Origin of the sequence: Myroides odoratus (assembly GCF_965118575.1) — a bacterium.
GTDB lineage: Bacteria > Bacteroidota > Bacteroidia > Flavobacteriales > Flavobacteriaceae > Flavobacterium > Flavobacterium odoratum_B.
Window position 1 is genome coordinate 124559 of record NZ_CBCPHW010000004.1, and the last position, 22437, is coordinate 146995.

Sequence of the window (22437 nt, forward strand, 5' to 3'; positions counted from 1 at the left end):
TGGGCTTAATCCAATAAAAAACCTAAAGTATTTATTAAATGTATTAACAGATTTAAAACCGCAACTCTCTGCTATGCAGCAAGTGTCCAACTTGATTTTTCTATTAATAAATCTAAAGCATACATAATCCGGTAATAGGCTACAAGCTTATAAAAAGTTGTATTCATATACTTATTAATCACTAAACTAATAACCTGCTCATTGCTATTTGGAACATACTTGCTCAATATTTCTAAAGAAAATTCACTCTTTAAATACACTTTTTCTGTTTCGAAAAAATCTAATATTTGCTCTATGATTGTTTGATTTTTATACTTTAGTAAAAAACGTTTCCCCTCCTGTTTTTGATTAAATACCTCTAAATCTGATTTCATTATATTTCTACCTAAATAGTTATCAAAAGAAAAAAAAGTCTCAAAATCGCTAACCTTTATTCCTTTGATATAAAGGAAACAGCTCAATAAAGTAAGAATAAGTAATAGTCCTTGCACCCCTACTTGCATATAGTAAAGCAATAGTACAAAATCCTTCAAATTATGGTTCCCAAAATAAATTTGTAAATTAAGTGTTAAAAGATAAGTAACAAAAAGCAGATGAATTGTAAAGATATAAGACCGAAAAAGCTTGTATTCTTTTCCACTTTTTATCCAAAACAAGTAAAAAAAACCAAAATAAAGAATAGCAAAAAAATTATTAATAGAGACAACAATCCAAAGTGGCATCGGACAAAAGCAGAGAACAAGGATGAACACCGATAAACTAAACAAATGAAAAACGTGCTTTTTCAAAGTGACCTCTCCCGCTTTTTCCATGAAATAGAATAAGTTTAGACTAAAAATTATGGCGAAAAAATTGATTATACTACTTGTTCTAAATACGATTAAAGCATGATAGCAATTAACTACTAACAGAAAAACAAAACCGATAAAAAACAAATAGTAGTATCGCTGTATTTGAATACCTACATTCCAAGAATACAATTTCATTCTCTAAGCTTTTTAAAATCAACCCCTTTTTTGCATCTTGCAAACATTTACTCCTCGAATCTAATCCTATTACAAAATACAATAAAGGATAAAGAAAATTTCTACTGATTATTCCTTTCTAACTAAGTTTATGGACTCTATAAATAACAAAAAGAAAGAAAATTTACATTGGCCTTAAAAAACTTAATTATCAATTTTATGGTATTTTTAATGCATTTTTCACAAAATTCATTTAAACAAATTTACCTTTCAAAATGTTAATTAATGTATCAAAACTCCGATAACTTGCTCAAAAGAATTTAATGAAACAGTCTTTAACTACATATTAACATTTATTGAATTTTTAATATGTTTTTTACCAAAAAAAGAAAATATCTAAAAAAAACAACTCTAAAAAAGAAGTTAAAATACATTAGTATGAAAAAAACTATTTATTCCATCTTTTCACACGTACCCAATAAAAATATAAAAAATTAGTTTTCTGAAAAAAGAAAATATAGACTACTTGTTAAAAAGTTAGCTACTAAAACTATTTTGCTAATTTCCATTAATCTCAAAAAAAAAACACTTTAAAAATAGGTTAAAACACTGAGATACACCGAGCTATAATTCTTCAATATTTACATACAATTCACAGGAAAGACCCCACTACTAAAAGATAAGGAACAAAACCAAAAGGATAAAACAAGTAGCTATTTAGAATTTGAAACCTAAAATCGATCTTAATCAAACCGAAAAATACGTTCACAAAAAGTAATCTTCTTTTTCCTTGCACTGAATTTAATATTCAAGCAAGAATAAACCCGCATCAGAAAACAAATGAATTCTCTTACGTTACAGAAGTAAAAAAAGCCTCCTTGTTATTGCCCTAAATTACTTTCAAAAACTAAAAGACCTTTCCCTCATCCTATCCTACTCTTAAACTTTTACAGGCAAACTAAGAATCTACGGTTATCAGGCTATAATCTTCAGCAACAAAAGCAAATCGCCGACAAAACTAGAAACAGTAAAGTAGGTTGCACTTGCTACTAATTATTTCATTACTCCTAAGTATCAGATCCCAGGTCGAAATACCTACTTCAATAGCTATTTAAAAAAATAAAAAACGCTCTACCTCCTTGTAAGAGAGATAGAACAAGCTAAAAAGCGTTAAAGGGAAAAAATTAAATGAACTTTTCTATTTGGAAAACTATTAAAAAGTTTATTTTTGTGCTACAATTAATAATACCCAAAATTTAATACTGTGGAAAACGCAAACGCAATTAAACTAATTAAGTTAATACAATCTGATTTAGTTACAAATGGTCTTGTTGTGGATCAAATCGTTCCAAACCTTAAGAAATTAAGAGAATATGCCTTACTAGAAGAAGTTCCTACTTTAGTAAAAGCGATTAGACTTACGTATGAACACATTGAAAATAACAATGGTTTTTTCATTGCTATTCCAAATGACGAGCCGATTGAAGAATTGGAATCAACGGAAGATGCTTCTGTTCAAGTACAAAATGATATTGAAAGTTTACAATACTTATTGTCTCTTTTCAAAGATCCAACGAATAAACACAATCTTTCAGATTTAAAAGAATATAACGCTAAACTTTTAGCGTAACACTTAAGGCCTAGTTGAACTAGGCCTTTTTTTATGATTATTTTAGCATTAATCCTACCTTAATTATTTGAAATAATCGACATTAACCCTATTTTAGCTCCTTCAAATTTAAGACTCAAAATTATGGTTAACCTATTTAGGATTACAGCTTTCTTAGAAGGAGTATCACTACTTCTCTTATTGTTTATTGCAATGCCACTAAAGTATATTTGGGACAGTCCTTTCCTGGTTCAAAAAGTGGGTATGGCACATGGAATACTATTCATCGCTTATATCGTTATTGCCTTTTTGATTAAAAATGACTTAAAATGGTCGAACAAAACCTTGCTTTTTGTGTGTATTGCGTCAATAATCCCATTCGGAACATTTGTTATAGAGAAAAAATTAAAAAAAGGAATTAGTTACTAAATGAGTCAAAAAATAAATTTTTTGCAATCTTAACAGAAAAATACAATAGTAATATAAATATTAAACGGAACTGATTGATTTTATACAATTCAGTATTAGTATAAAATACTGGATTTTTTGTGCAAAAAATGCATATTTAAAAACTTTATAGTATATTTGCCTCGTAAACGAAACAATAATAGCTATTTCGATAGCTGACAAGTGAAAGTAAAAATTAAATTATGAAAAAAATCACATTATCTTTATTAGCGCTTACAGTAGGTTTTTGTGCTAGTGCTCAAGACAAACCTTACAATAAGTGGTCAGTTGATTTAAATGCAGGTCTTGCGAAACCAGCGAGAACATTAAGTTCAGGATATAGTGCTGAAACATTCGAAAACTTACATTTAGATGGTGGTGTTAGATATAGCATCAACAACAAAATAGGTGTTAAAGCTTCGTTTGGTTATGATAAAATCGATAGCTGGACAAATAGCAATTTAAAAGCTGAAAGTGATTATTACAGAACAAGTTTAGAAGGAGTTATCAACTTAGGTAGAGTTCTAAGCTTTGAAAACTGGACAAACACCTTTGGATTACAAGTTCACGCAGGTGGAGGGTACTCTTGGTTAAACGGAGATAATTTCTCTGGTTCTGACAAAATGGGTCACTTAATGGCTGGTTTAACAGGACAAGTTAAATTACACTCTAGAGTAGCTTTAAATGCTGACTTTACAGTAATTCAAAATACACAACAAGATAGAACATGGGATGGTGCTTCTGCAACAAACCGTGCTGTATTCCAAGGAACAATGTTCAATGCATCGATGGGTATCTCTATTTATTTAGGGAAACACGGTCAACATGCTGACTGGTATTCTGAAGAATCTCAATCTAAAAATGAAATCAATGCTTTAGCTAACAGATTAGATCAAATCGAATCTATGTTAGTTGATTCTGACAACGACGGAGTAGCAGATTATTTAGACTTAGAGCCTAATACACCTGCTGGAGCTTTAGTTGATTCAAGAGGAAGAAACATTGATAAAAATAACAATGGTATCGCGGATAACATCGAGGCTTATTTCCAAGAAAAATATGGAAATACAGAGAAAATGACTGCTGACGACGCTGCATTGGTTAAAGAATTAATCAACAAAGGGTACGTAGCTGTTAATTTTGACTTCGATAAAGCAGAACCTACAACTTTAGAAGGTGTTAACTTCATCGTATCTTACATGAAAAACTTCCCTTCAGCTTCATTAGAAGTTAGCGGATATGCTGATTCAACAGGAAACAAAGACTATAACCAAAAATTATCTCAAAAACGTGCAAATGCAGTAAGAGATCTTTTAATTAAAGCTGGAATTCCTGCAGGTAAAATTACTGCTAAAGGTAATGGTATCGATGCATCACAAGCTAAAAATGTTGCTAGAAGAGCAATATTCAAAGTAAACTAATTAGATTTTACTAATTATATTAAAAAGCACAAGCTTATGCTTGTGCTTTTTTTTGTTTAAATAGGTACCTTTGTGTTTAAATAAGTATGTATGAAATTTGATTTAAAATCTGATTATAGTCCTACCGGCGATCAACCCCAGGCAATTAGCCAATTGACACAAGGTATATTGGACAATCAGAAATATCAAACTCTTGTAGGAGTTACTGGATCGGGTAAAACATTTACGGTTGCTAATGTAATTCAAGAAGTGCAAAAACCTACTTTAGTTCTAGCGCATAACAAAACTTTAGCCGCTCAATTATACTCTGAATTCAAAAGTTTTTTTCCTAATAATGCGGTAGAATATTTCGTTTCTTATTATGATTATTACCAACCAGAGGCCTTTATTCCTGTTACAGGACAATATATTGAAAAAGATTTATCCATTAATGAAGAACTAGAAAAACTGCGTTTAAGCACGTCTTCTACACTACTTTCGGGTCGTCGGGATGTTTTAGTTGTCGCTTCCGTTTCCTGTTTATACGGGATTGGAAACCCCGTTGAATTTCAAAAGAATGTAATTGAGCTTGAGCTTGATCAACAAATCAGCCGAACCCAAGTACTCCATCGCTTAGTTCAAAGTTTGTATGCGAGAACAGAAGCGGACTTTTCACCTGGATCTTTTAGAATCAAAGGAGATACAATTGAAGTTTTTCCAAGTTATGCTGATAATCCGTATCGCATTCACTTTTTTGGAGACGAGATTGAAGCTATTGAGGTTTTTGATCCAACAACAGCACAAGTCCTAGAAAAATTTACTCGATTAAATATATACCCCGCTAATATGTTTGTAACATCCCCCGATGTATTAAACAATGCAATCTGGGAAATACAACAAGATTTAGAGAAGCAAATTACCTATTTCAAAGAAATCGGCAAACATCTCGAAGCAAAACGATTAGAAGAAAGAACAAATTTTGATTTGGAAATGATGAAAGAATTGGGCTATTGTTCTGGAATTGAGAACTATTCTCGTTATTTAGATGGTAGAGCTCCAGGAACCCGTCCTTTTTGTCTTCTAGATTATTTTGCTGATGATTACCTAATGATCGTAGATGAAAGTCACGTTACTATTTCTCAAGTTCATGCCATGTATGGTGGTGACCGATCGAGAAAGGAAAATTTAGTAGAATACGGCTTTAGACTTCCCGCTGCCATGGATAACCGTCCGTTAAAGTTTGAGGAATTTGAAACCATGCAAAATCAAGTTATCTATGTATCGGCTACTCCTGCGGATTATGAGTTACAAAAAAGTGAGGGAGTTATCGTAGAACAATTAATTCGACCGACTGGCTTATTAGACCCTATCATTGAAGTGCGTCCTACTGAAAATCAAATTGACGATCTAATTGAAGAAATTCAACAACGTGTGGATGTCGATGAACGAACGTTAGTGACTACCTTAACCAAAAGAATGGCGGAAGAACTAGCTAAATATTTCACTAAAATGGCTATTCGTTGTCGCTATATTCACTCGGATGTTGATACACTTGAACGCGTAGAAATCATGCAAGATTTGAGAAAGGGATTATTCGATGTACTTATTGGTGTGAATCTTCTACGTGAAGGATTAGATTTACCTGAAGTTTCTCTTGTTGCTATTTTAGATGCAGATAAAGAAGGTTTTCTACGTAGCCATCGTTCCCTTACCCAAACGGTAGGTAGAGCCGCTAGAAACGTTAATGGTAAGGCTATTATGTATGGAGATAAGATTACCGCTAGCATGCAAAAAACCATCGATGAGACCAATTACAGACGCAGTAAACAAATCAGTTACAATACGAAGCACCATATTACACCTACAGGATTAAATAAAAAAATAGGCAATGAACTAGTCAAACCTTCCTATAATGAACTACTCGCTGAACAAGGTAAAAAAGTAGCTGAAGAGCAAGTAAAATACCGCTCTAAAGAAGAAATTCAAAAGCTAATCAACACCAAACGCAAAGAAATGGAAAAGGCAGCTATGGATTTAAATTTTATGTTAGCCGCCCAATTACGAGATGAAATCAAAATATTAAAAGATAAATTATAAGTTTTCACATGACAAATAACGATATTTTAAAGAAACTGAGAGTTGCTTTACAACTAAGAGACGAACAAATCGTAGAGATTCTAGAATTAGTAGATTTTAGAATTTCCAAAGGGGAATTGGGCAACTTTTTTAGAACTGAAGACCACCCTAAATACATGGAATGTGGCGATCAAATTTTGAGAAACTTTTTGAATGGACTCGTAATTTATCTTAGAGGAACCAAAGAAGAGCCTAAAAATCCAATGGATATTTTACAAAAAAACAAAGAAAACTTTGTACCAAAAGTCAAAACTGACGGACCCAAAGAGCAAAAAAAATATACAAGCAAACCAAAACCAGCAGGATCTGGTGCTAGTAAAAAACCCTTTTCTAAAAGTGACAAACCTAAGAACATACTTGGGAATGTCAAGTTTAACAACGGAAAGAAAAAGTAGAGAATGGTGAGAAGTGAATGGTGAGAAGTCACTTCTCACCTCTCACCTCTAAAATACTCGATTTTACTTAAAAAAAGAGTAGCCATTCGCTCCGCACGCCATTTGGCATCCGCTGCTATTTTTCCTTCAAATAGCTCATCAACCGTTTGATTAAAAATACTTTTCCAACGTTCAAAATGACTCGCATCAACTGGAAGTTGGGCATGGGGAGGAAAAGGCCTTCCTGAATACGTATGTTCTTCCAATAAAACCGTTTGCCAAAAGGCATACATTTTCTCTAGGTGCATGTCCCATTTGCCTTCTAAGCGCTCGTTAAATAGGGGACCTATTAAATCATCCTGTTGTACTCTTCCATAAAACGTATTGACCAATAATTGAATATCTTCTAAATGCTCTATATCTTTACTCATGGTAATTATTTCTTTTTAAATCCCAAGGCTTTACCGCTAAAATCTTTATCTTTACCTTATGGTTACAATAACAATTTTAGGCTCAGGAAAGGTTGCCCATCATCTGATATTAAACATATTAGAGAGTGACCAGTTAAAACTACAGCAAATATACGCAAGAAATACCAATTCAGTTCTAGACGTGGTTCCGGATAGTATGGTTGTAAATGATATCAAAAAATTACAACCCGCGGATATTTTTATTATTGCAGTAAGTGACCTTGCTATTGAAGAAGTTTCAAAGGCCATTCAAATTCCCAATCAATTTGTTGTGCACACGTCTGGAACCCTACCCATGTCTGCTATTAACCTACAGCGACGTGGTGTAATGTATATGCTACAATCTTTTTCTAAAGATAAAGAGGTGGACTTCTCCTCTATTCCCTTCTGTATTGAAGCGAATAATTGGGATGACTTTCAACTGCTAGAAAAATTTGCCATTGGTTTCTCTGAACGCGTTTACAAAATTTCATCAGAACAACGAAAAGCAATTCATTTAGCCGCTGTATTTGTCAATAATTTTTCCAATCACCTGTTTACCCTTGGAGAAGATATTTGCAAAGAATACCAAGTGCCTTTTGAGATTTTAAAACCCTTAATTCTGGAAACGGCTAATAAAATCATGCATTTATCTCCCTTAGATGCCCAAACAGGACCTGCATCACGTGGAGATCAAAATACAATCCAGCAACATCTGGATATGTTAACCGATTCAACTAAAAAAGAAATCTATCAACTTATTACACAATCAATACAAAATAGATAATGTCTAAACACTTTAAAGAAATAATGAACGATATCACTACATTTATTTTTGATGTAGATGGTGTGTTAACCGATGGGAAAGTTCATGTTACCAATAACGGAGATTTATTAAGAATCATGAGCATTAAAGATGGATATGCTATCAAAGCTGCTTTAGAAAACGGATATCGAGTATGTATCATTTCTGGAGGAAGTAATGAAGGAGTCAAAACCCGATTAATGAATCTAGGGGTAAAAGATATTTATTTGAGCGTTTCTAATAAAGTGGAGATATTTAAAAAATACTGTGCGGATCACCAGCTTCAAGCAGACGAAATTCTATACATGGGGGATGATATTCCGGACTATCACGTGATGCAACAAGTAGGTCTTCCTACGGCTCCTCAAGATGCGTCACCAGAAATTAAGGGTATTTCAAGATATATCTCCCATAAAAATGGCGGTGAAGGTGCAGTTAGAGAAGTAATTGAACAAGTGATGAAAACCCAACAAAAATGGTTTCAACATTTTGATGCTAAATTCGACTAAGAGAGAAACTATGCCCTATCCAGTATTAAACGAATACGACCTCATATTAGGTTCTAATTCTCCTCGAAGAAAGCAATTTTTGACTGATTTAGGTCTATCTTTTGTGGTTAGAGCTTCTGATATTGAAGAAATCTATCCAAGTGAACTCCAAAGAGAACAAATCACAGATTACATTGCTAAACTAAAAGCGTCTTCTATTGTGTTAACACACGATAAAGAAATTTTAATCACTAGTGATACCACAGTTTGGAACGAAGGAAAATCACTAGGCAAGCCTGCAGATAGACAAGAAGCGATAGAAATGCTTCAAAGCTTATCGGGCAAGATGCACGAAGTTATTACTTCTATTTGCCTTAAAACAACACAAAAAGAGCATGTTTTTCACGCGATAACCGAAGTGCATTTCAACGTATTAACTACAGAAGAGATTAGTTATTACATCGATACTTATAAACCCTACGACAAAGCAGGTGCGTATGGAATTCAAGAATGGATTGGCCTTGTGGGAATTAAAAAGATCAACGGATCGTATACCAATATTGTTGGCTTACCAACTACCGAATTAATGGAAGAATTAATACAGTTTATTAACGAATGAAAATGCCTGAAGGATATTTGTTACAAGTTGCAATTACAGTTATTGCAGTACTTATTTATTTTATAGCACGCAAGATTACGACCAGTATCATCCATTCTTTTTCTAAGAAATCAGAAATGAAAGAAGGACGAGAAGCTGTAGTCATACGCTTGTTCAATTTACTTTTAATTATCCTTTTATTGGTAATCATCTTCACCATATGGGGGGTTGAAAAAGACAATGTATTGCTGACGTTAACTTCAGTTTTTACAGTTATCGGTGTAGCTATGTTTGCGCAGTGGTCTTTGCTGAGTAATATTACAGCAGGCATCCTCCTCTTCTTCTCTTTTCCTTTTAGAATTGGAGACATCATTCGCATTCAAGATAAAGATTTTCCTACAGAAGCAAGGATTATGGATATCAAAGCTTTTTATATTTTATTAAGTACGAAGGATGGCGAGCAGATTTCCTATCCCAATAACCTTCTCTTGCAAAAGGGAATCGTTATTCTCAGTCCCGATCACTTTGATACTCATACTAAAAATACACTACAAGAATAAGGAAAAGAGGAAGTTTTCAATAGGTTGAAAACTTCCTCTTTTTAGTTAGAAATACTGTACCACAACAGATACATTAAATAGCCATATTATTTTCTATTCTTTACCTTCACCGTCATGGGCAAAAGGCAAACTCCATTTGTATCGTACAGCAAACAAACGAATAACAATAATGATTCCCGCTGTAGTGATGTACATCACTTCTTTATTCACCTGGAAATGATGCAAGACATAATAAACACTTCCTCCAAAAATACACGCCGTTGCATAGATTTCCTTCTTGAAGATAATCGGTATTTGGTTTGCTAAAATATCGCGAATAACCCCACCAAAACAAGCCGTAATTGTACCCAAGGTAACGCAAAATACAGGGTGTAGGCCTACAGCCATCCCCTTCTCTATACCGATTAAAGTAAACACAGCAATACCAATGGTATCAAATAGAAATAAGGAATAGCGCAAAAAATTGAAGCGTTTATAAAATACAAGAGCCAGAATAACGCCTAAAAAAGTGACATAAAAATAATTGAGATTTGTCAACCAAGTGACCGGACTGATGCCAATCATGACATCGCGTATAGTACCACCTCCGATAGCTGTAGCAAATGCCAAGATAACCATCCCAAATAAATCTAACTTGCGTTCGCGCCCTGCTAATGCTCCGGAAATGGCAAAGGCCAAGGTTCCGAGCAAATCTAAAATCTCAAAAAAACTAAACATGAAAAAAAACTAAATTATTCTTTGCCTGTATAATGGCTGTAATCCTTTAAAACTAATTCAACAAATTCTTGATTGTTCAACGCTAGATTCCTTCGGTCTATTCCCATTTCGGTTTCTAATTTATGCGCTAACGCTTTGATCAAAGAAAAGTCTTTACTCCCTCTGTATCTTAAGTAAACCTCTTTTACAACACCTATATCAGCATCTGATAAGCGAATAACTTGAGGCAATAAGGGAATATATTCTTGTTCCACTTCTTGAAAGATAGTGGTAGATAAGCTCATTTTATTCTTTGTGGAAATAACGGTCGTTCCAGCAAAAATATCGCCTAATCGCTGGCTATTTTGGGTAAAAATGATACTAAACACCGCAATGATTCCACTGCCAACCATAATATCGAGAACACGGAGAATCCAACGTACAAAATAATCCACCACTGTGGCTTGGTACCCATCAATTTTAATCACCTTAATTCCCAAGATTTTTTTCCCAGGAGATGATCCTTGCAAAACAATTTCAAAAAATAAGCTATAAAAGATAATTGGGATAAAAACTAAAATCCAAAAGGCATTGATAGACCACAAATCACTCGTAAAATGTTTAGCGATATGAAGTATGCTATCTATATAATAAAATACAAGGAGATAGAGAATTTTAAATATCATATCTAAGCCAAAAGCTAAAATACGCTCACCCAAAGAGGCCGCTTTAAATTCTATTTCTATGTTTTGTGTCGTATTTATTGTTAATTTAGCCATATCTATATTTATTAACTAATCACATAATGAGAGAAGTTGCATTTATCAAAAAAAACAAAGCGCTCTGGCTTTCTTACGAAAAGGCCCTTTATGCTTCTCAAATGCAAAAACCAGATTATCTTGCTGAATTGTATATGCAAATTATGAACGATTTAGCATATGCCAAAACTTTTTATCCAAACAGCAAAATTACACAATATTTAAACAGTTTGGCGATTCAAACGTACCAAAAAATATATAAAACAAAACGAATTGAAGAAAGCAAAATCAAACGCTTTTTTCTCTGGGATGTTCCTTTGACCGTTCACCGGCATAAACGCAAATTAAATTTTACACTCCTCGTCTTTTTTATCTTCGTGGCTATTGGCATTCTTTCCACGCATTATGACCCTGATTTTACGCGTAATGTACTGGGAGATCACTATGTCAACTCAACGCTTACCAACATTAAAAATGACGATGCTATGGCTATTTATAAATCGGGAAGCAATTGGGGAAGTTTTATTGGCATTACTGCGAATAACCTCTACGTTGGTTTGCGTTTCTTTTTATTTGGTTTAACAGCTGGCTTGGGAACCTTGCTCTTTCTTTTGTACAATGGAATTATGTTGGGTACCTTTCAGTACCTCTTCGTCAATGAAAATGCTTTTATGGATAGTGTGAGAGGTATTTGGTTACACGGTGCGCTAGAAATAACAGCGATGATCGTAGAGGCTTTTGCCGGATTTATCTTAGGCGCAAGTTTACTCTTCCCACAAACACTTTCTCGTATGAATTCGCTTAAAATTGGTTTTAAAGATGCTTTAACCATATTTATTGCAACCATACCCTTTACTATTTTTGCCGGATTTATAGAAGGATATATTACTAGATATGCCAAAGAAATGCCCGATGTCGTGAATTACCTGATTATCTTAAGCACCTTCAGTCTTATCTTTTTTTATTTCTTCATCTATCCGAAGCGACTTGCTAAAAAATTAAATCTTACCTAAACAATTGCTATGTTTTTATTATTTCAAAAACGCGACTTTAGTTCACTAGTTAGTGACACCTTTACCTTCTTAAAATTAGAAGGGAAGAACTATTTCAAACACTTCTTTAAGTTGTGTGGAATTCCCCTATTTTTAGTGCTTATTTTTATTTATCTCCTTGCAGATATGGGGATTTCAACCGCTGTATCTGCGAATTATCAAAGAGTAACTGATCCTGATCTAATCTTTAAAACACTATTTGAAGAGCATTTAGGCCTAGCTATACTAGCCCTATTGGGTATTTTTGTAGTGGGTATAATCCTGGGAATCGTCTGTTATTCCTTTCCTGCCCTCTACTTGAAGAATATGGCAGAGACTGAACCTGGTCAGGCAGATCAGAGTACAATAGGCAAACAAATCATGGAAAAATTAGGAGCTATCATCGTATTTGGGTTAGGCACAACCTTTTTGATTTTACCTCTTATTCTAATTTTGGCCTTCGTATCAACTCTCTTAGTCTTTATACTGATAGGGATCCCTATTTTACTATTAATGATACCAACTATGTATGCTGTATTAACTTTGGCTTACTATGAATATCTGACAAAAAATGTAGGTTTCTTTCAAGCCTATGGGACTGCAATCCGCTTTGTACGCTATAATTTTTGGTCTATCATTGGAAATACTTTTATCTTTTATATGGTTACTACCCTTATCACTTTAATTCCTTCTATGCTTATTCAATTCGTTATTCTAGGTGGAAGTGTTTTATTTGATACTGAAAACCTAGAAAATTCGATGATGGTTTCTGCAATTACTTGGGGGGTTGTTTTACTCTACTTTGTGTATATTCTATTGGCCACATTTGCTCAAAACATCATGTTTATCAACCAAGGAATTATCTATTATAGCGAAAGAGAAAAAGTTGAAAACCGTTTTACTAAAAGCAAAATTGACAGTATTGGGTCAAATAATGAATAAACACCGCACTTTTGTGTACTTCCTATTACTGTTCATTATCACGTCAAACCTACAAGCACAAGAAGCAACAGAAGAAGACGATGATACGCTCGAAATAGAAGTAAGTTCATCTGAAACAGCTGTAAAAGTTGTTGCAGCAGATGCGCTGTATCTTTTACAAGATACTGAAAGTGAAGTTCACAATAGAAAATTCGAAACAAAATTTAAAGATAAATACAAAGGAAAAGAAGGCTTTGTCTATGAAGAAGTTCAACAAAAAACAGGCCTTTTTCAAAACATTAAACAAGCCATAAATGAATGGTTCCGGCGCAACTTTACGCAGAAAATAGGCGAAGAATTAGATCATTTTTATTATGTGATCCTTTTGCGTGTACTTGGATTTCTTTTGTTTGGGTTTATTGCTTTTTATCTGATTAAAGCTTTTATCCAAAAAGACATCTATTGGCTTGTCAAAAAGAAAGGAAAAAAAATCCAAGCTTTTGAAGAACTTACTGTTGAAGATTTTAAAACAACTGACTTTGAATCAATTATAAACAATTCAATTGCTCAAAAACAATATCGCCTTGCCATTCGCATGTATTATTTATGGTTGTTACAACGCCTTCACGAACAGGATAAAATACTCTGGACACCTGAAAAAACAAATGCAGATTATAGTTATGAGCTCAAAGAGAAAAATGAAAAGGAAGACTTTTCCTATCTTTCTTATCTATATAACAACATTTGGTATGGCGAATATGAGCTAACCGAAGTCGATTTTTTTAAAGCGAAAAACGCTTTCGATTTAAAACTAAAACCAAGTAAATCATGAACAATTCTTTCAAAAAGTTTGGCCTTGCCTTATTGGTTTTAGTAACGTTCGTTTTCATATATGAAAGTGGAAAGGAAAAACCTGTCAGTTGGTATGAAAGCTATAATAACAAAGACAAGAATCCATACGGTCTATACATTCTAGATCAAGAAATAGGCCCAGTAATAGGCACGGATACGATTACGCGTTTCTCCAATTCGCTGTACAATTTTTTATCGAATAAAAACTATGATACTCTTCAACCGAGTACACTTATTTTACTAACTGCAGATTATGCAGATTTGGATCAGTATACGGCTGATTATCTCAAAGTGTATTTGGAAGCAGGAAATACGGCTCTAATCTTAACTGCCAGTTCAACTGATCCATTTTTAGAGGTTTTTGGTTTAAAAAATGAACCTTATCTTTTTGATTTTGCCTTTACTCCTGAACCAAATACCGTTTTAGAACTCACAAACCCAAAGTTGACGAAGCAGAAATTTAGGATAAAAAATGAACCTTATCCTACAGGGCTTGAAATTATAGATAGTTTAAAAAACAACCTTGAGATATTAGGTTATAAAACAGTTGAAGATACGTTAAAACAAGTAAATTTAGTTCGAGTAAAACAAGGCAAAGGTCAATTAATATATGGTACTACCCCTATTATTTTTACCAATTACTATTTGCTAAAAAGCAACAATCACTTGTATGCGGAGAGTGTTTTTTCCTATTTACCCGAAAAACAACAAACGTATCTACATGTCGCCTCTTTAAACCCCAGCAAAGAAAGCAATTCTATCTTGCGTTTTGTTTTTAGCCATGCTGCCTTAACCTGGGCTTGGTATTTCTTTTTACTAGGTTTGTTGATATTTGCTTTATTTACTGCAAAACGAAAACAACGCATCATTCCCTTGATTAAACCCCTAAAAAATACGACAGTACAATTTACGAAAACGGTAGCTAACTTATATATTCAAACCAAAGATTATAACGATTTAATGCATAAGAGTATTATTTATACCTTAGAAAAAATGAGAAGAGAATATCATATAGATACTGCAGTATTAGATGAAAACTTTGTGCATAACTATCATGTAAAAACCCATAAAAACAAAGAAGATATTCTCGCTTTTGTCAACATGGTCAATGCGTTTAGAAAATCAACCTTTTTAGCAACACAGGAAGACTTGGTCAAACTACACCAAGTAACACAGAAAATATTAGATTAAAATACGATGGAAAATACAACAGAAAACACACCTTTGTCTACGGATAATTTAGCTTTTGAATCTAGATTGGATTTAGCTCCTTTAATCGAAAAAATAGCTGCTATAAAGCAAGAAATAAACAAAGTAATTGTAGGACAACACAAAACCATTGATCAATTACTAGTTGCACTTTTAGCCAATGGACATATCCTCTTAGAAGGGGTTCCTGGTGTTGCTAAAACACTAACGGCAAAAGTTTTATCTCAAACGATTGATACGACCTATAGTCGCATTCAATTCACACCTGATTTAATGCCTTCTGATATATTGGGGACTTCCATTTTAAATAGTCAGACTTCGGCTTTTGAATTTAAGAAAGGACCTATTTTTGCCAATCTCGTTCTCATAGATGAAATCAATCGAGCACCTGCAAAAACCCAAGCAGCTTTGTTTGAAGTGATGGAAGAAAGACAAATTACTATTGATAACCTACAGTTTCAAATGGATTTCCCTTTTTTGGTTATTGCTACTCAAAATCCAATTGAACAAGAGGGTACCTATCGTTTGCCTGAAGCTCAATTAGATCGTTTTTTATTCAAAATTGAAGTGGAATATCCTACACTAGAAGAAGAAATTCATATTTTGGAAAAAGAACATACCTTTTTAGGGCAGAAAAAAACCGAACAGATTGAAAAAGTGATTACACCTAGTGAGATTGTCGCTTTTCAAAAATTGATCAAACAAATTGTTGTAGAGGAAAAAGTGATGGAATACATCGCAAAAATTGTTCACAATACCCGTACAAATCCGTTGCTTTATTTAGGAGCTTCTCCACGTGCGTCCATTGCGATTTTAAATGCAGCTAAAGGATATGCAGCGCTTAACAATCGCGATTTCGTTACACCCGAAGATATTAAAGAAGCCATCTATCCTGTATTAATCCACCGAGTTATTGTAGCTCCAGAACGTGAAATGGAAGGGGTTACTGCCAAAGATATTATTCAACAAATCGTAGAAACGATAGATATTCCGAGATAAAAAAGATTATGATGAGACCTCTTTTTCTACTCCAACGCGTATATTATGGATTCGGTATAGTGATTGTACTGTTTATCCTGTCCTTCTTATTCCCTAGTTTGTACTTGATTACTTGGGCGATTGTAGGATTTGGACTTATCCTATTCCTTACCGATTTTTTCGTTTTATTTTGGGGCAAAAACAAACTGGTAGCACAACGACATTTACCTGAAAAATTATCCAATGGAGATGCGAACAACATTGAAATTCAACTCAAAAACAACTATCCTTTTGTCCTAACCTGTGAAATCATTGACGAAATTCCTTTTCAATTTCAGAAACGCGATTTTTCACTTCAAAAACAACTAAAGGCTGAAGAAGAAGTTCACTTAAGTTATGCACTCACCCCAAAAAAAAGAGGCGAATACAGTTTTGGTAAACTCAATGTATATGTAAATTCTCCTTTAGGGTTAGTAGCCAAACGCTATGTTTTTTCGGAAGGACAAATGCTCCCTTGTTATCCTTCTTTCATGCAAATGAGAAACTATGACTTGATTGCCTTTGCTAAAAACAAATATGCTTTTGGCTTAAAGAAATTACGCAAGATTGGCAATACAACAGAGTTTGAACAAATCAAGGAGTACGTTTCTGGAGATGATATACGCACGATCAATTGGAAGGCTACAGCCAAAAAGAATCAAGTAATGGTCAATCAATTTCTCGATGAAAATACAGAAACAGTCTATGCTATTCTCGACAAAGGTCGCTTAATGCAAATGCCTTTTGAAGGGATGACTTTACTCGATTATGCTATCAATTCATCCTTGGCTATTTCAAATGTCGTTCTAAAGAAAAATGACCGTGTCGGCATGCTTTCTTTTTCAAAAAAAGTAGAAAATGTAGTAGCTGCTTCTAATAAAAGAACCCATTTGCAAAAAATAGTCTCTACGCTTTATAAGCTACAAACTAATTTTAGTGAAAGTGACTTTGGTCATCTGTATAGTGCTGTAAAACAAACCATCACTCATCGTAGTTTATTGTTAGTATACACCAATTTTGAGTCGCTTTCAAGTTTACATCGACAACTCCCTTATTTACGTGCATTAGCGAAAAATCACGTTTTAGTAGTCATCTTCTTTGAAAATACTGAACTCAAACAACTGACACAAAAGCAAGTAAAAAATACTGATGCTATTATAGATAAAATTATTGCGGAAAAATTTAACTTTGAAAAGCGTTTAATCGCTAGTGAATTAACGAAATACGGGATACAAAGTATTCTTACTACCCCACAAAATTTATCGATTGACACGATTAATATGTATTTAAAAATCAAGGCAAAAGGTTTCTAAACTATGAATATAAAAAAAATAGAAAGCACACAAAATCCACTTATAAAATCAGTTCTTCAATTACAAGATAAAGCACGAGCTCGAAAAAAAGAGGGCTTATTTCTCATTGAAGGGTTACGTGAAATTGAACTCGCTCATGCAGGGGGATATCAATTAGAAACCCTGTTATTTTGTTCGGATATACTCCCCTTCGAAAACGTAGTTTCCTATATAGGTTCACAAACCCAATGCATTGAAATTACCCGAGAGATCTATCAAAAACTGGCCTATCGCGATTCAACAGAAGGTGTTATCGCTTTAGCTCAAATGAAGACGCATCACTTGGATCAACTTCAACTACCTGCTAATCCCCTTATTTTAGTAGCCGAAGCTACAGAAAAACCAGGCAATATAGGGGCTATGTTACGCACCGCTGATGCAGCACATATTGATGCAGTCATCATCGCTAATCCCAAAACAGATTTATACAACCCCAATATCATACGATCTAGTGTAGGCTGCTTGTTTACCAATCAGATTGCAATAGCCACAACCGAAGAGACAATTGCTTTTTTACAGCAAAAAAACATTCATACCTATGCGGCTACACTACAAAATTCTTGCAGTTACCACACCCAAGATTACACTACCCCAACCGCTTTTATTGTTGGAACAGAATCTACAGGATTAACTGAAGCCTGGCGACTAGGTAGTACACAAAATATTATTATTCCCATGAGTGGAACTATAGACTCCATCAATGTTTCTGTAGCTGCTTCTATTTTATTATTTGAAGCAAAGAGACAGCGTGATTTTAAATAACAAATAAAATGTAGTTCTTTTGATTTCTTTTGCATCTAGGAATTCACTTTTAAATTAGACCAATCTGACTAACGATTTAAAAGGTTACCTCGCATTCCAAGGGTATGACAGAACAAGAAAAGGATATCCGAAAGAACATCCATTTGAGTAGAAACGATTCCGCTCTACTTTTGTTTTCCTGGCTCAATTTTAGCGTATTCTTTAATCATTTACAGATTCATAGCTAAATTTTATTTGATTTTGATACAATAATTACAGGTTAACAAGAGTTTTATAGGAATAATTAAAATGTTAATCTCGCTTGTAGAACACATTTTTTATTTATATTTGAATTTCATTAATTTTTCCTTAACATTTAAACTTAAACAAAATAAGAGATATGAAAAGAAGCAACCCATTATTCAAATTATTAGCCCTTACTCTACTTCTTTCCTTTTCTAACGGTGCCTTGGCTCAATTCAAGCCAAAATACAACTACGATGAACGTCTTCATTACAATTATCCGTGGAAAGTAAATATTCAAATGAGTATGATTAACAATAATTTTGAATGGGATGATCCAGCTAATTTTGATGAATTAAAAGCCGCTTCTTTACCTAAATTGTCTATTGAATACTATGCAGGTAAAAACGTAAGCTTTAAGTTAGGACTTGTATCTAGCGAAGTAAAAGCAAAAGATATTGTTAATGGAAGAGTGGCAAATGATAAATTTAGTGTACTTGCAGTTGATGCTACTCTTGTATATAGCTTAGGTGGTTTATTGAATATTCCAATTGTGGACCCTTATGTTGAAACTGGATTGGGTTATACCCATTTCAATAAAGATGACAAAGCCATGTTTAACCTTGGTGGAGGAGTCAACATCTGGTTATCGGATACGAATCTTTTTAAAACGGGACAATTCAACCGAGATTTATTATTGAACCGCTTTGGTCTTAATTTAGAAATTCTAGGTAAAAAGAATCTAAGTGGCGGACCTGGAAGCAATCTTCAAATCAATGGAGGTGTATTCTTTGTATTCTAATAAAACAAACCAAAACATACAAGGGCGAATAGTGGACATACTATTCGCCCTTGCCCTTTTATCTCACTTACACAAATCCACTAAAAACCTCTTTATTTCAACTAATACAAAGAGCCTAACACTTGTATCTAAAGGCTTTTTTTAGTAACTTTAATCTATCCTTATTTGACCAATAGTAGTATGACAGAAGCAGAAATTGAATTAGAAAATAAAGCAATAGCAAAAGAGTATAAAGAGTTACTGAAAATCAGTTATCAAACTTTATCTGATGCAGACAAAAAATTAATTAGAAAAGCATTTGATGTTGCCGTTGATGCTCACAAAGATCAACGCAGAAAATCCGGGGAAGCTTATATTTTTCACCCGATTGCTGTAGCCAAAATTGTCGCTTCTGAAATTGGATTAGGTGCTACTTCAATTGCAGCGGCCTTAATGCATGATATCGTTGAAGATACCGCTATTACAGTTCAACAAATAGAAGAGTGGTTTAATCCTAAAATAGCTAAAATTGTCGAAGGTTTAACCAAAATGGCCTTGCTAGAACCCGATTCTCATATTTCTATGCAGGCGGAGAATTACCGCAAAATGTTGCTTACCCTCAATGACGATGTACGTGTAATTCTCATTAAAATTGCCGATCGTTTGCACAATATGCAAACCATGGAAAGTATGGCGGATTACAAGCAAGCCAAAATCGCTTCGGAAACACTATACATTTATGCGCCATTGGCTCATCGCTTGGGGCTCTTCAACATAAAGACAAAATTGGAAGACTTAGGTCTGAAGTATACTGAACCTGAAGTATACCAAGACATTGTCAATAAAATGAAGGAAACAAAAGAAGAACAAGCGGTTTATATTAAATCTGTTTCCGACATTTTACGCCAATCTTTAGACGAGGAACATATCCAGTATTCGATGAAAGGTCGTCCTAAATCTATTTATTCCATCCGACGCAAAATGAAGGCTCAGAATGTGACCTTTGATGAAGTATATGACAAATTTGCTTTGCGAATTATTTACAAATCAACGCCACATGAAGAAAAATTCATTGCTTGGAAGATTTATTCCATTGTTACGGATCACTTCCGTCCTAGCCCTAGTCGATTAAGAGATTGGATTTCTTCTCCTAAATCTACAGGCTACGAAGCCTTGCACATCACCGTGATGGGTCCAAAAGGCCGTTGGGTAGAAATCCAAATCCGCAGTGAACGCATGGACGAAATTGCAGAACAAGGGTATGCAGCGCATTACAAATACAAACAAGGGGTTACAGAAGAAAATAGCCTCGATCTTTGGTTAAATCAATTAAAAGAAGCCCTAGAAAATGCGGAAACAAATGCCGTTGATTTTGTAGAAGACTTCAAACTAAGTTTATATGCCAAAGAAATTTATGTCTTTACTCCTAAAGGAGAAATTAAATCCCTGCCTAAAGGAGCAACTGCTTTAGACTTTGCTTTTTCCATTCACTCTGAAATTGGATTAAAAACAAGAGGCACTCGTGTAAATGGGCGATTAGTGCCCTTAAATCACGTTTTGGCTAGTGGTGATCAAGTAGAAATCATAACTTCTGAAAATAAGAAACCCAACGTAAACTGGCTGGATTATGTAACAACCAGTAGAGCACGCAATAAGATTAAAAGCTCCTTAAATGAAAACACCAAGAAAATTGCGGATGAGGGGAAAGAACAATTACAACGCAAGCTGAAACACTTAAAAATAAATCTGGATGAAAATACAATTAATGAAATGGTTAACCATTTCAAGCTAAAAACCAGTCAAGATTTATTTTATCGCGTGGGTGCAGGTTTAATTGACAATACACAATTAAAAGATTACGCTTCAAAACGCAACAATACCCTCTTTAATTTCTTTAAGAAAAGCATCAAACGCGCCCCTTCTACGCCTGTACACCAAGAAGCAGAAGACAAGAATGCCTTGGATTTGCTCGTTTTTGGAAAAGACAAAGAAAAACTAGATTACAAACTAGCGACTTGCTGCAATCCTATTCCGGGAGATAATGTATTTGGATTTGTTACGATTAATGAAGGGATAAAAGTACATAAGATGGACTGTCCTAATGCAATCAGTATGCGTTCTAATTACGCGTATCGCGTTATGCAAGCGCATTGGGTAGCTTCTTCTACTTCCTTTAATTTTGAAGCGACAATCAATATCACTGGGTTGGATTCTGCAGGATTGACAACCGAAATTACCAAGATTATCATGGAAAGTAAAGCGGTGAATATCCGAAGTATTTCTCTAAGTGAAAATGCTGGTTTATTTAAAGGATCTATTACCGTAATCGTACCAAACAATGATATTTTGAAAAAAATGATTACCAACATTAAAAAAATTGAAGGCGTAGATAAAGTTACTCGGGTAAATACCAATTAATCCTGGTTAATTTATTGTACCTTTAATTTATAAAACATAAACAATCAATTAATTTTCTCACTCGAGAAAATACATCTATATTTGCATTTTAGTATTTAGTTATGGGAAGCGAGAATAATCAAGAGATAGTAAAAAACGTTTTTACTAAATTTTTAGAAGACAGAGGGCATCGAAAAACACCGGAACGATACGCTATTTTACAAGAAATTTACGATAGTGAAGAGCATTTTGATATTGAATCTTTATATATCAAAATGAAAAATAAAAACTATAGAGTAAGTAGAGCAACACTGTACAATACGATTGAAATTTTATTAGAGTGTGGCTTAGTTCGAAGACACCAATTTGGACAAAACCAAGCCCATTACGAGAAATCATATTTTGACAAACAACACGATCACATCATTTTAACTGATACGGGTGAAGTAATCGAATTCTGTGATCCTCGTATTCAAATCATAAAAAAAACAATAGAAGATATTTTTAATATTGAGATTCACAATCACTCGTTGTATTTCTATGGAACGAGAAAGACCAATGAAGAAGAATCTGAATCCTAACACACTAATTTAAAACTTTAACAACAC

The 22437-nt window shown here is 33.9% G+C and carries 23 protein-coding genes; 19 read left to right on the forward strand and 4 right to left on the reverse strand.

The window, feature by feature from the left end; all coding sequences use genetic code 11:
* Positions 1–71: 71 nt before the first annotated feature.
* Positions 72–812 (reverse strand): AraC family transcriptional regulator, encoded by a 741-nt coding sequence (locus ACMHJ2_RS04615; protein WP_413511789.1) that lies wholly within the window; start codon positions 810–812, stop codon positions 72–74.
* A gap of 1417 nt (positions 813–2229) precedes the next feature.
* Between ACMHJ2_RS04615 and ACMHJ2_RS04620 the strand changes: the two genes are divergently transcribed.
* The 5 genes from ACMHJ2_RS04620 (at position 2230) to ACMHJ2_RS04640 (ending at position 6952) form a co-directional block, all read left to right on the forward strand.
* Positions 2230–2595, forward strand: a complete 366-nt coding sequence (locus tag ACMHJ2_RS04620; protein WP_413511790.1) for a hypothetical protein — start codon at positions 2230–2232, stop codon at positions 2593–2595.
* 123 nt (positions 2596–2718) lie between these two features.
* Positions 2719–3003 carry a DUF3817 domain-containing protein gene (locus ACMHJ2_RS04625; protein WP_413511791.1) on the forward strand — a complete coding sequence of 95 codons (285 nt, stop codon included), beginning with the start codon at positions 2719–2721 and terminating at the stop codon, positions 3001–3003.
* 221 nt (positions 3004–3224) lie between these two features.
* A complete protein-coding gene (locus tag ACMHJ2_RS04630; protein WP_413511792.1) occupies positions 3225–4442 on the forward strand; it encodes an OmpA family protein in 1218 nt (405 codons plus the stop codon).
* Between the two features lie 90 nt (positions 4443–4532).
* A complete protein-coding gene (gene uvrB / locus ACMHJ2_RS04635) occupies positions 4533–6518 on the forward strand; it encodes an excinuclease ABC subunit UvrB (protein ID WP_413511793.1) in 1986 nt (661 codons plus the stop codon).
* An 8-nt stretch (positions 6519–6526) separates the two neighbouring features.
* A complete protein-coding gene (locus ACMHJ2_RS04640; RefSeq protein ID WP_413511794.1) occupies positions 6527–6952 on the forward strand; it encodes a DUF1456 family protein in 426 nt (141 codons plus the stop codon).
* A 35-nt stretch (positions 6953–6987) separates the two neighbouring features.
* Here ACMHJ2_RS04640 and ACMHJ2_RS04645 read toward each other — a convergent pair whose 3' ends face one another.
* A complete protein-coding gene (locus ACMHJ2_RS04645) occupies positions 6988–7362 on the reverse strand; it encodes a group III truncated hemoglobin (RefSeq protein WP_413511795.1) in 375 nt (124 codons plus the stop codon).
* Between the two features lie 58 nt (positions 7363–7420).
* Here ACMHJ2_RS04645 and ACMHJ2_RS04650 point away from each other — a divergent pair, with 58 nt between their 5' ends.
* From ACMHJ2_RS04650 to ACMHJ2_RS04665, 4 genes are read left to right on the forward strand one after another with little or no spacing between them, the layout of a single operon-like run.
* Entirely contained in the window at positions 7421–8167 is a 747-nt protein-coding gene (locus tag ACMHJ2_RS04650; RefSeq protein WP_413511796.1) for a Rossmann-like and DUF2520 domain-containing protein, read from the forward strand.
* Positions 8167–8694 (forward strand): KdsC family phosphatase, encoded by a 528-nt coding sequence (locus ACMHJ2_RS04655; RefSeq protein WP_413511797.1) that lies wholly within the window; start codon positions 8167–8169, stop codon positions 8692–8694. Before ACMHJ2_RS04650 ends, ACMHJ2_RS04655 begins: the two co-directional genes overlap by 1 nt.
* 10 nt (positions 8695–8704) lie before the next feature.
* Positions 8705–9292 (forward strand): Maf family nucleotide pyrophosphatase, encoded by a 588-nt coding sequence (locus ACMHJ2_RS04660; protein ID WP_413511798.1) that lies wholly within the window; start codon positions 8705–8707, stop codon positions 9290–9292.
* A gap of 2 nt (positions 9293–9294) precedes the next feature.
* Positions 9295–9831 carry a mechanosensitive ion channel domain-containing protein gene (locus ACMHJ2_RS04665; RefSeq protein ID WP_413511799.1) on the forward strand — a complete coding sequence of 179 codons (537 nt, stop codon included), beginning with the start codon at positions 9295–9297 and terminating at the stop codon, positions 9829–9831.
* 93 nt (positions 9832–9924) lie between these two features.
* On the opposite strand, the gene ACMHJ2_RS04670 is transcribed toward ACMHJ2_RS04665, so the two are convergent.
* Both ACMHJ2_RS04670 and ACMHJ2_RS04675 read right to left on the reverse strand, forming a co-directional pair.
* On the reverse strand, positions 9925–10548 hold the full coding sequence (locus ACMHJ2_RS04670; protein WP_413511800.1) for a trimeric intracellular cation channel family protein: 624 nt from the start codon (positions 10546–10548) through the stop codon (positions 9925–9927).
* 14 nt (positions 10549–10562) lie between these two features.
* Positions 10563–11306: an RDD family protein gene (locus tag ACMHJ2_RS04675; protein WP_413511801.1), complete on the reverse strand. Its 744-nt coding sequence runs from the start codon at positions 11304–11306 to the stop codon at positions 10563–10565.
* Between the two features lie 26 nt (positions 11307–11332).
* On the opposite strand from ACMHJ2_RS04675, the gene ACMHJ2_RS04680 reads away from it, so the two are divergent.
* The 10 genes from ACMHJ2_RS04680 (at position 11333) to ACMHJ2_RS04725 (ending at position 22410) form a co-directional block, all read left to right on the forward strand.
* On the forward strand, positions 11333–12298 hold the full coding sequence (locus ACMHJ2_RS04680; RefSeq protein WP_413511802.1) for a stage II sporulation protein M: 966 nt from the start codon (positions 11333–11335) through the stop codon (positions 12296–12298).
* Between the two features lie 9 nt (positions 12299–12307).
* On the forward strand, positions 12308–13258 hold the full coding sequence (locus tag ACMHJ2_RS04685) for a hypothetical protein (protein ID WP_413511803.1): 951 nt from the start codon (positions 12308–12310) through the stop codon (positions 13256–13258).
* Entirely contained in the window at positions 13251–14069 is an 819-nt protein-coding gene (locus tag ACMHJ2_RS04690; protein WP_413511804.1) for a hypothetical protein, read from the forward strand. Before ACMHJ2_RS04685 ends, ACMHJ2_RS04690 begins: the two co-directional genes overlap by 8 nt.
* Complete coding sequence (locus tag ACMHJ2_RS04695; protein ID WP_413511805.1) at positions 14066–15280, forward strand: DUF4350 domain-containing protein; 1215 nt, start codon at positions 14066–14068, stop codon at positions 15278–15280. Before ACMHJ2_RS04690 ends, ACMHJ2_RS04695 begins: the two co-directional genes overlap by 4 nt.
* A 6-nt stretch (positions 15281–15286) precedes the next feature.
* Complete coding sequence (locus ACMHJ2_RS04700) at positions 15287–16297, forward strand: AAA family ATPase (RefSeq protein ID WP_413511806.1); 1011 nt, start codon at positions 15287–15289, stop codon at positions 16295–16297.
* Between the two features lie 11 nt (positions 16298–16308).
* Positions 16309–17628, forward strand: a complete 1320-nt coding sequence (locus tag ACMHJ2_RS04705; RefSeq protein WP_413511906.1) for a DUF58 domain-containing protein — start codon at positions 16309–16311, stop codon at positions 17626–17628.
* 3 nt (positions 17629–17631) lie between these two features.
* Complete coding sequence (locus tag ACMHJ2_RS04710; protein ID WP_413511807.1) at positions 17632–18429, forward strand: TrmH family RNA methyltransferase; 798 nt, start codon at positions 17632–17634, stop codon at positions 18427–18429.
* Between the two features lie 379 nt (positions 18430–18808).
* Positions 18809–19453 carry a hypothetical protein gene (locus ACMHJ2_RS04715; RefSeq protein ID WP_413511808.1) on the forward strand — a complete coding sequence of 215 codons (645 nt, stop codon included), beginning with the start codon at positions 18809–18811 and terminating at the stop codon, positions 19451–19453.
* Positions 19454–19633: 180 nt separating this feature from the next.
* On the forward strand, positions 19634–21850 hold the full coding sequence (locus ACMHJ2_RS04720; RefSeq protein ID WP_413511809.1) for a RelA/SpoT family protein: 2217 nt from the start codon (positions 19634–19636) through the stop codon (positions 21848–21850).
* 101 nt (positions 21851–21951) lie between these two features.
* Positions 21952–22410, forward strand: a complete 459-nt coding sequence (locus ACMHJ2_RS04725) for a Fur family transcriptional regulator (RefSeq protein WP_413511810.1) — start codon at positions 21952–21954, stop codon at positions 22408–22410.
* Positions 22411–22437: the final 27 nt, after the last annotated feature.

Excerpts from the sequence above, each read along its gene's own strand:
- ACMHJ2_RS04695 (WP_413511805.1), top strand. The coding sequence starts at position 14,066 with ATGAACAATTCTTTCAAAAAGTTTGGCCTTGCCTTATTGGTTTTAGTA.
- ACMHJ2_RS04650 (WP_413511796.1), top strand. The coding sequence starts at position 7,421 with ATGGTTACAATAACAATTTTAGGCTCAGGAAAGGTTGCCCATCATCTG.
- ACMHJ2_RS04615 (WP_413511789.1), bottom strand. The coding sequence starts at position 812 with ATGGAAAAAGCGGGAGAGGTCACTTTGAAAAAGCACGTTTTTCATTTG.
- ACMHJ2_RS04660 (WP_413511798.1), top strand. The coding sequence starts at position 8,705 with ATGCCCTATCCAGTATTAAACGAATACGACCTCATATTAGGTTCTAAT.
- ACMHJ2_RS04720 (WP_413511809.1), top strand. The coding sequence starts at position 19,634 with ATGACAGAAGCAGAAATTGAATTAGAAAATAAAGCAATAGCAAAAGAG.
- ACMHJ2_RS04685 (WP_413511803.1), top strand. The coding sequence starts at position 12,308 with ATGTTTTTATTATTTCAAAAACGCGACTTTAGTTCACTAGTTAGTGAC.
- ACMHJ2_RS04710 (WP_413511807.1), top strand. The coding sequence starts at position 17,632 with ATGAATATAAAAAAAATAGAAAGCACACAAAATCCACTTATAAAATCA.
- ACMHJ2_RS04645 (WP_413511795.1), bottom strand. The coding sequence starts at position 7,362 with ATGAGTAAAGATATAGAGCATTTAGAAGATATTCAATTATTGGTCAAT.
- ACMHJ2_RS04655 (WP_413511797.1), top strand. The coding sequence starts at position 8,167 with ATGTCTAAACACTTTAAAGAAATAATGAACGATATCACTACATTTATT.
- ACMHJ2_RS04625 (WP_413511791.1), top strand. The coding sequence starts at position 2,719 with ATGGTTAACCTATTTAGGATTACAGCTTTCTTAGAAGGAGTATCACTA.
- ACMHJ2_RS04705 (WP_413511906.1), top strand. The coding sequence starts at position 16,309 with ATGAGACCTCTTTTTCTACTCCAACGCGTATATTATGGATTCGGTATA.
- uvrB (WP_413511793.1), top strand. The coding sequence starts at position 4,533 with ATGAAATTTGATTTAAAATCTGATTATAGTCCTACCGGCGATCAACCC.
- ACMHJ2_RS04630 (WP_413511792.1), top strand. The coding sequence starts at position 3,225 with ATGAAAAAAATCACATTATCTTTATTAGCGCTTACAGTAGGTTTTTGT.
- ACMHJ2_RS04715 (WP_413511808.1), top strand. The coding sequence starts at position 18,809 with ATGAAAAGAAGCAACCCATTATTCAAATTATTAGCCCTTACTCTACTT.
- ACMHJ2_RS04700 (WP_413511806.1), top strand. The coding sequence starts at position 15,287 with ATGGAAAATACAACAGAAAACACACCTTTGTCTACGGATAATTTAGCT.
- ACMHJ2_RS04675 (WP_413511801.1), bottom strand. The coding sequence starts at position 11,306 with ATGGCTAAATTAACAATAAATACGACACAAAACATAGAAATAGAATTT.
- ACMHJ2_RS04725 (WP_413511810.1), top strand. The coding sequence starts at position 21,952 with ATGGGAAGCGAGAATAATCAAGAGATAGTAAAAAACGTTTTTACTAAA.
- ACMHJ2_RS04665 (WP_413511799.1), top strand. The coding sequence starts at position 9,295 with ATGCCTGAAGGATATTTGTTACAAGTTGCAATTACAGTTATTGCAGTA.
- ACMHJ2_RS04670 (WP_413511800.1), bottom strand. The coding sequence starts at position 10,548 with ATGTTTAGTTTTTTTGAGATTTTAGATTTGCTCGGAACCTTGGCCTTT.
- ACMHJ2_RS04680 (WP_413511802.1), top strand. The coding sequence starts at position 11,333 with ATGAGAGAAGTTGCATTTATCAAAAAAAACAAAGCGCTCTGGCTTTCT.
- ACMHJ2_RS04640 (WP_413511794.1), top strand. The coding sequence starts at position 6,527 with ATGACAAATAACGATATTTTAAAGAAACTGAGAGTTGCTTTACAACTA.
- ACMHJ2_RS04690 (WP_413511804.1), top strand. The coding sequence starts at position 13,251 with ATGAATAAACACCGCACTTTTGTGTACTTCCTATTACTGTTCATTATC.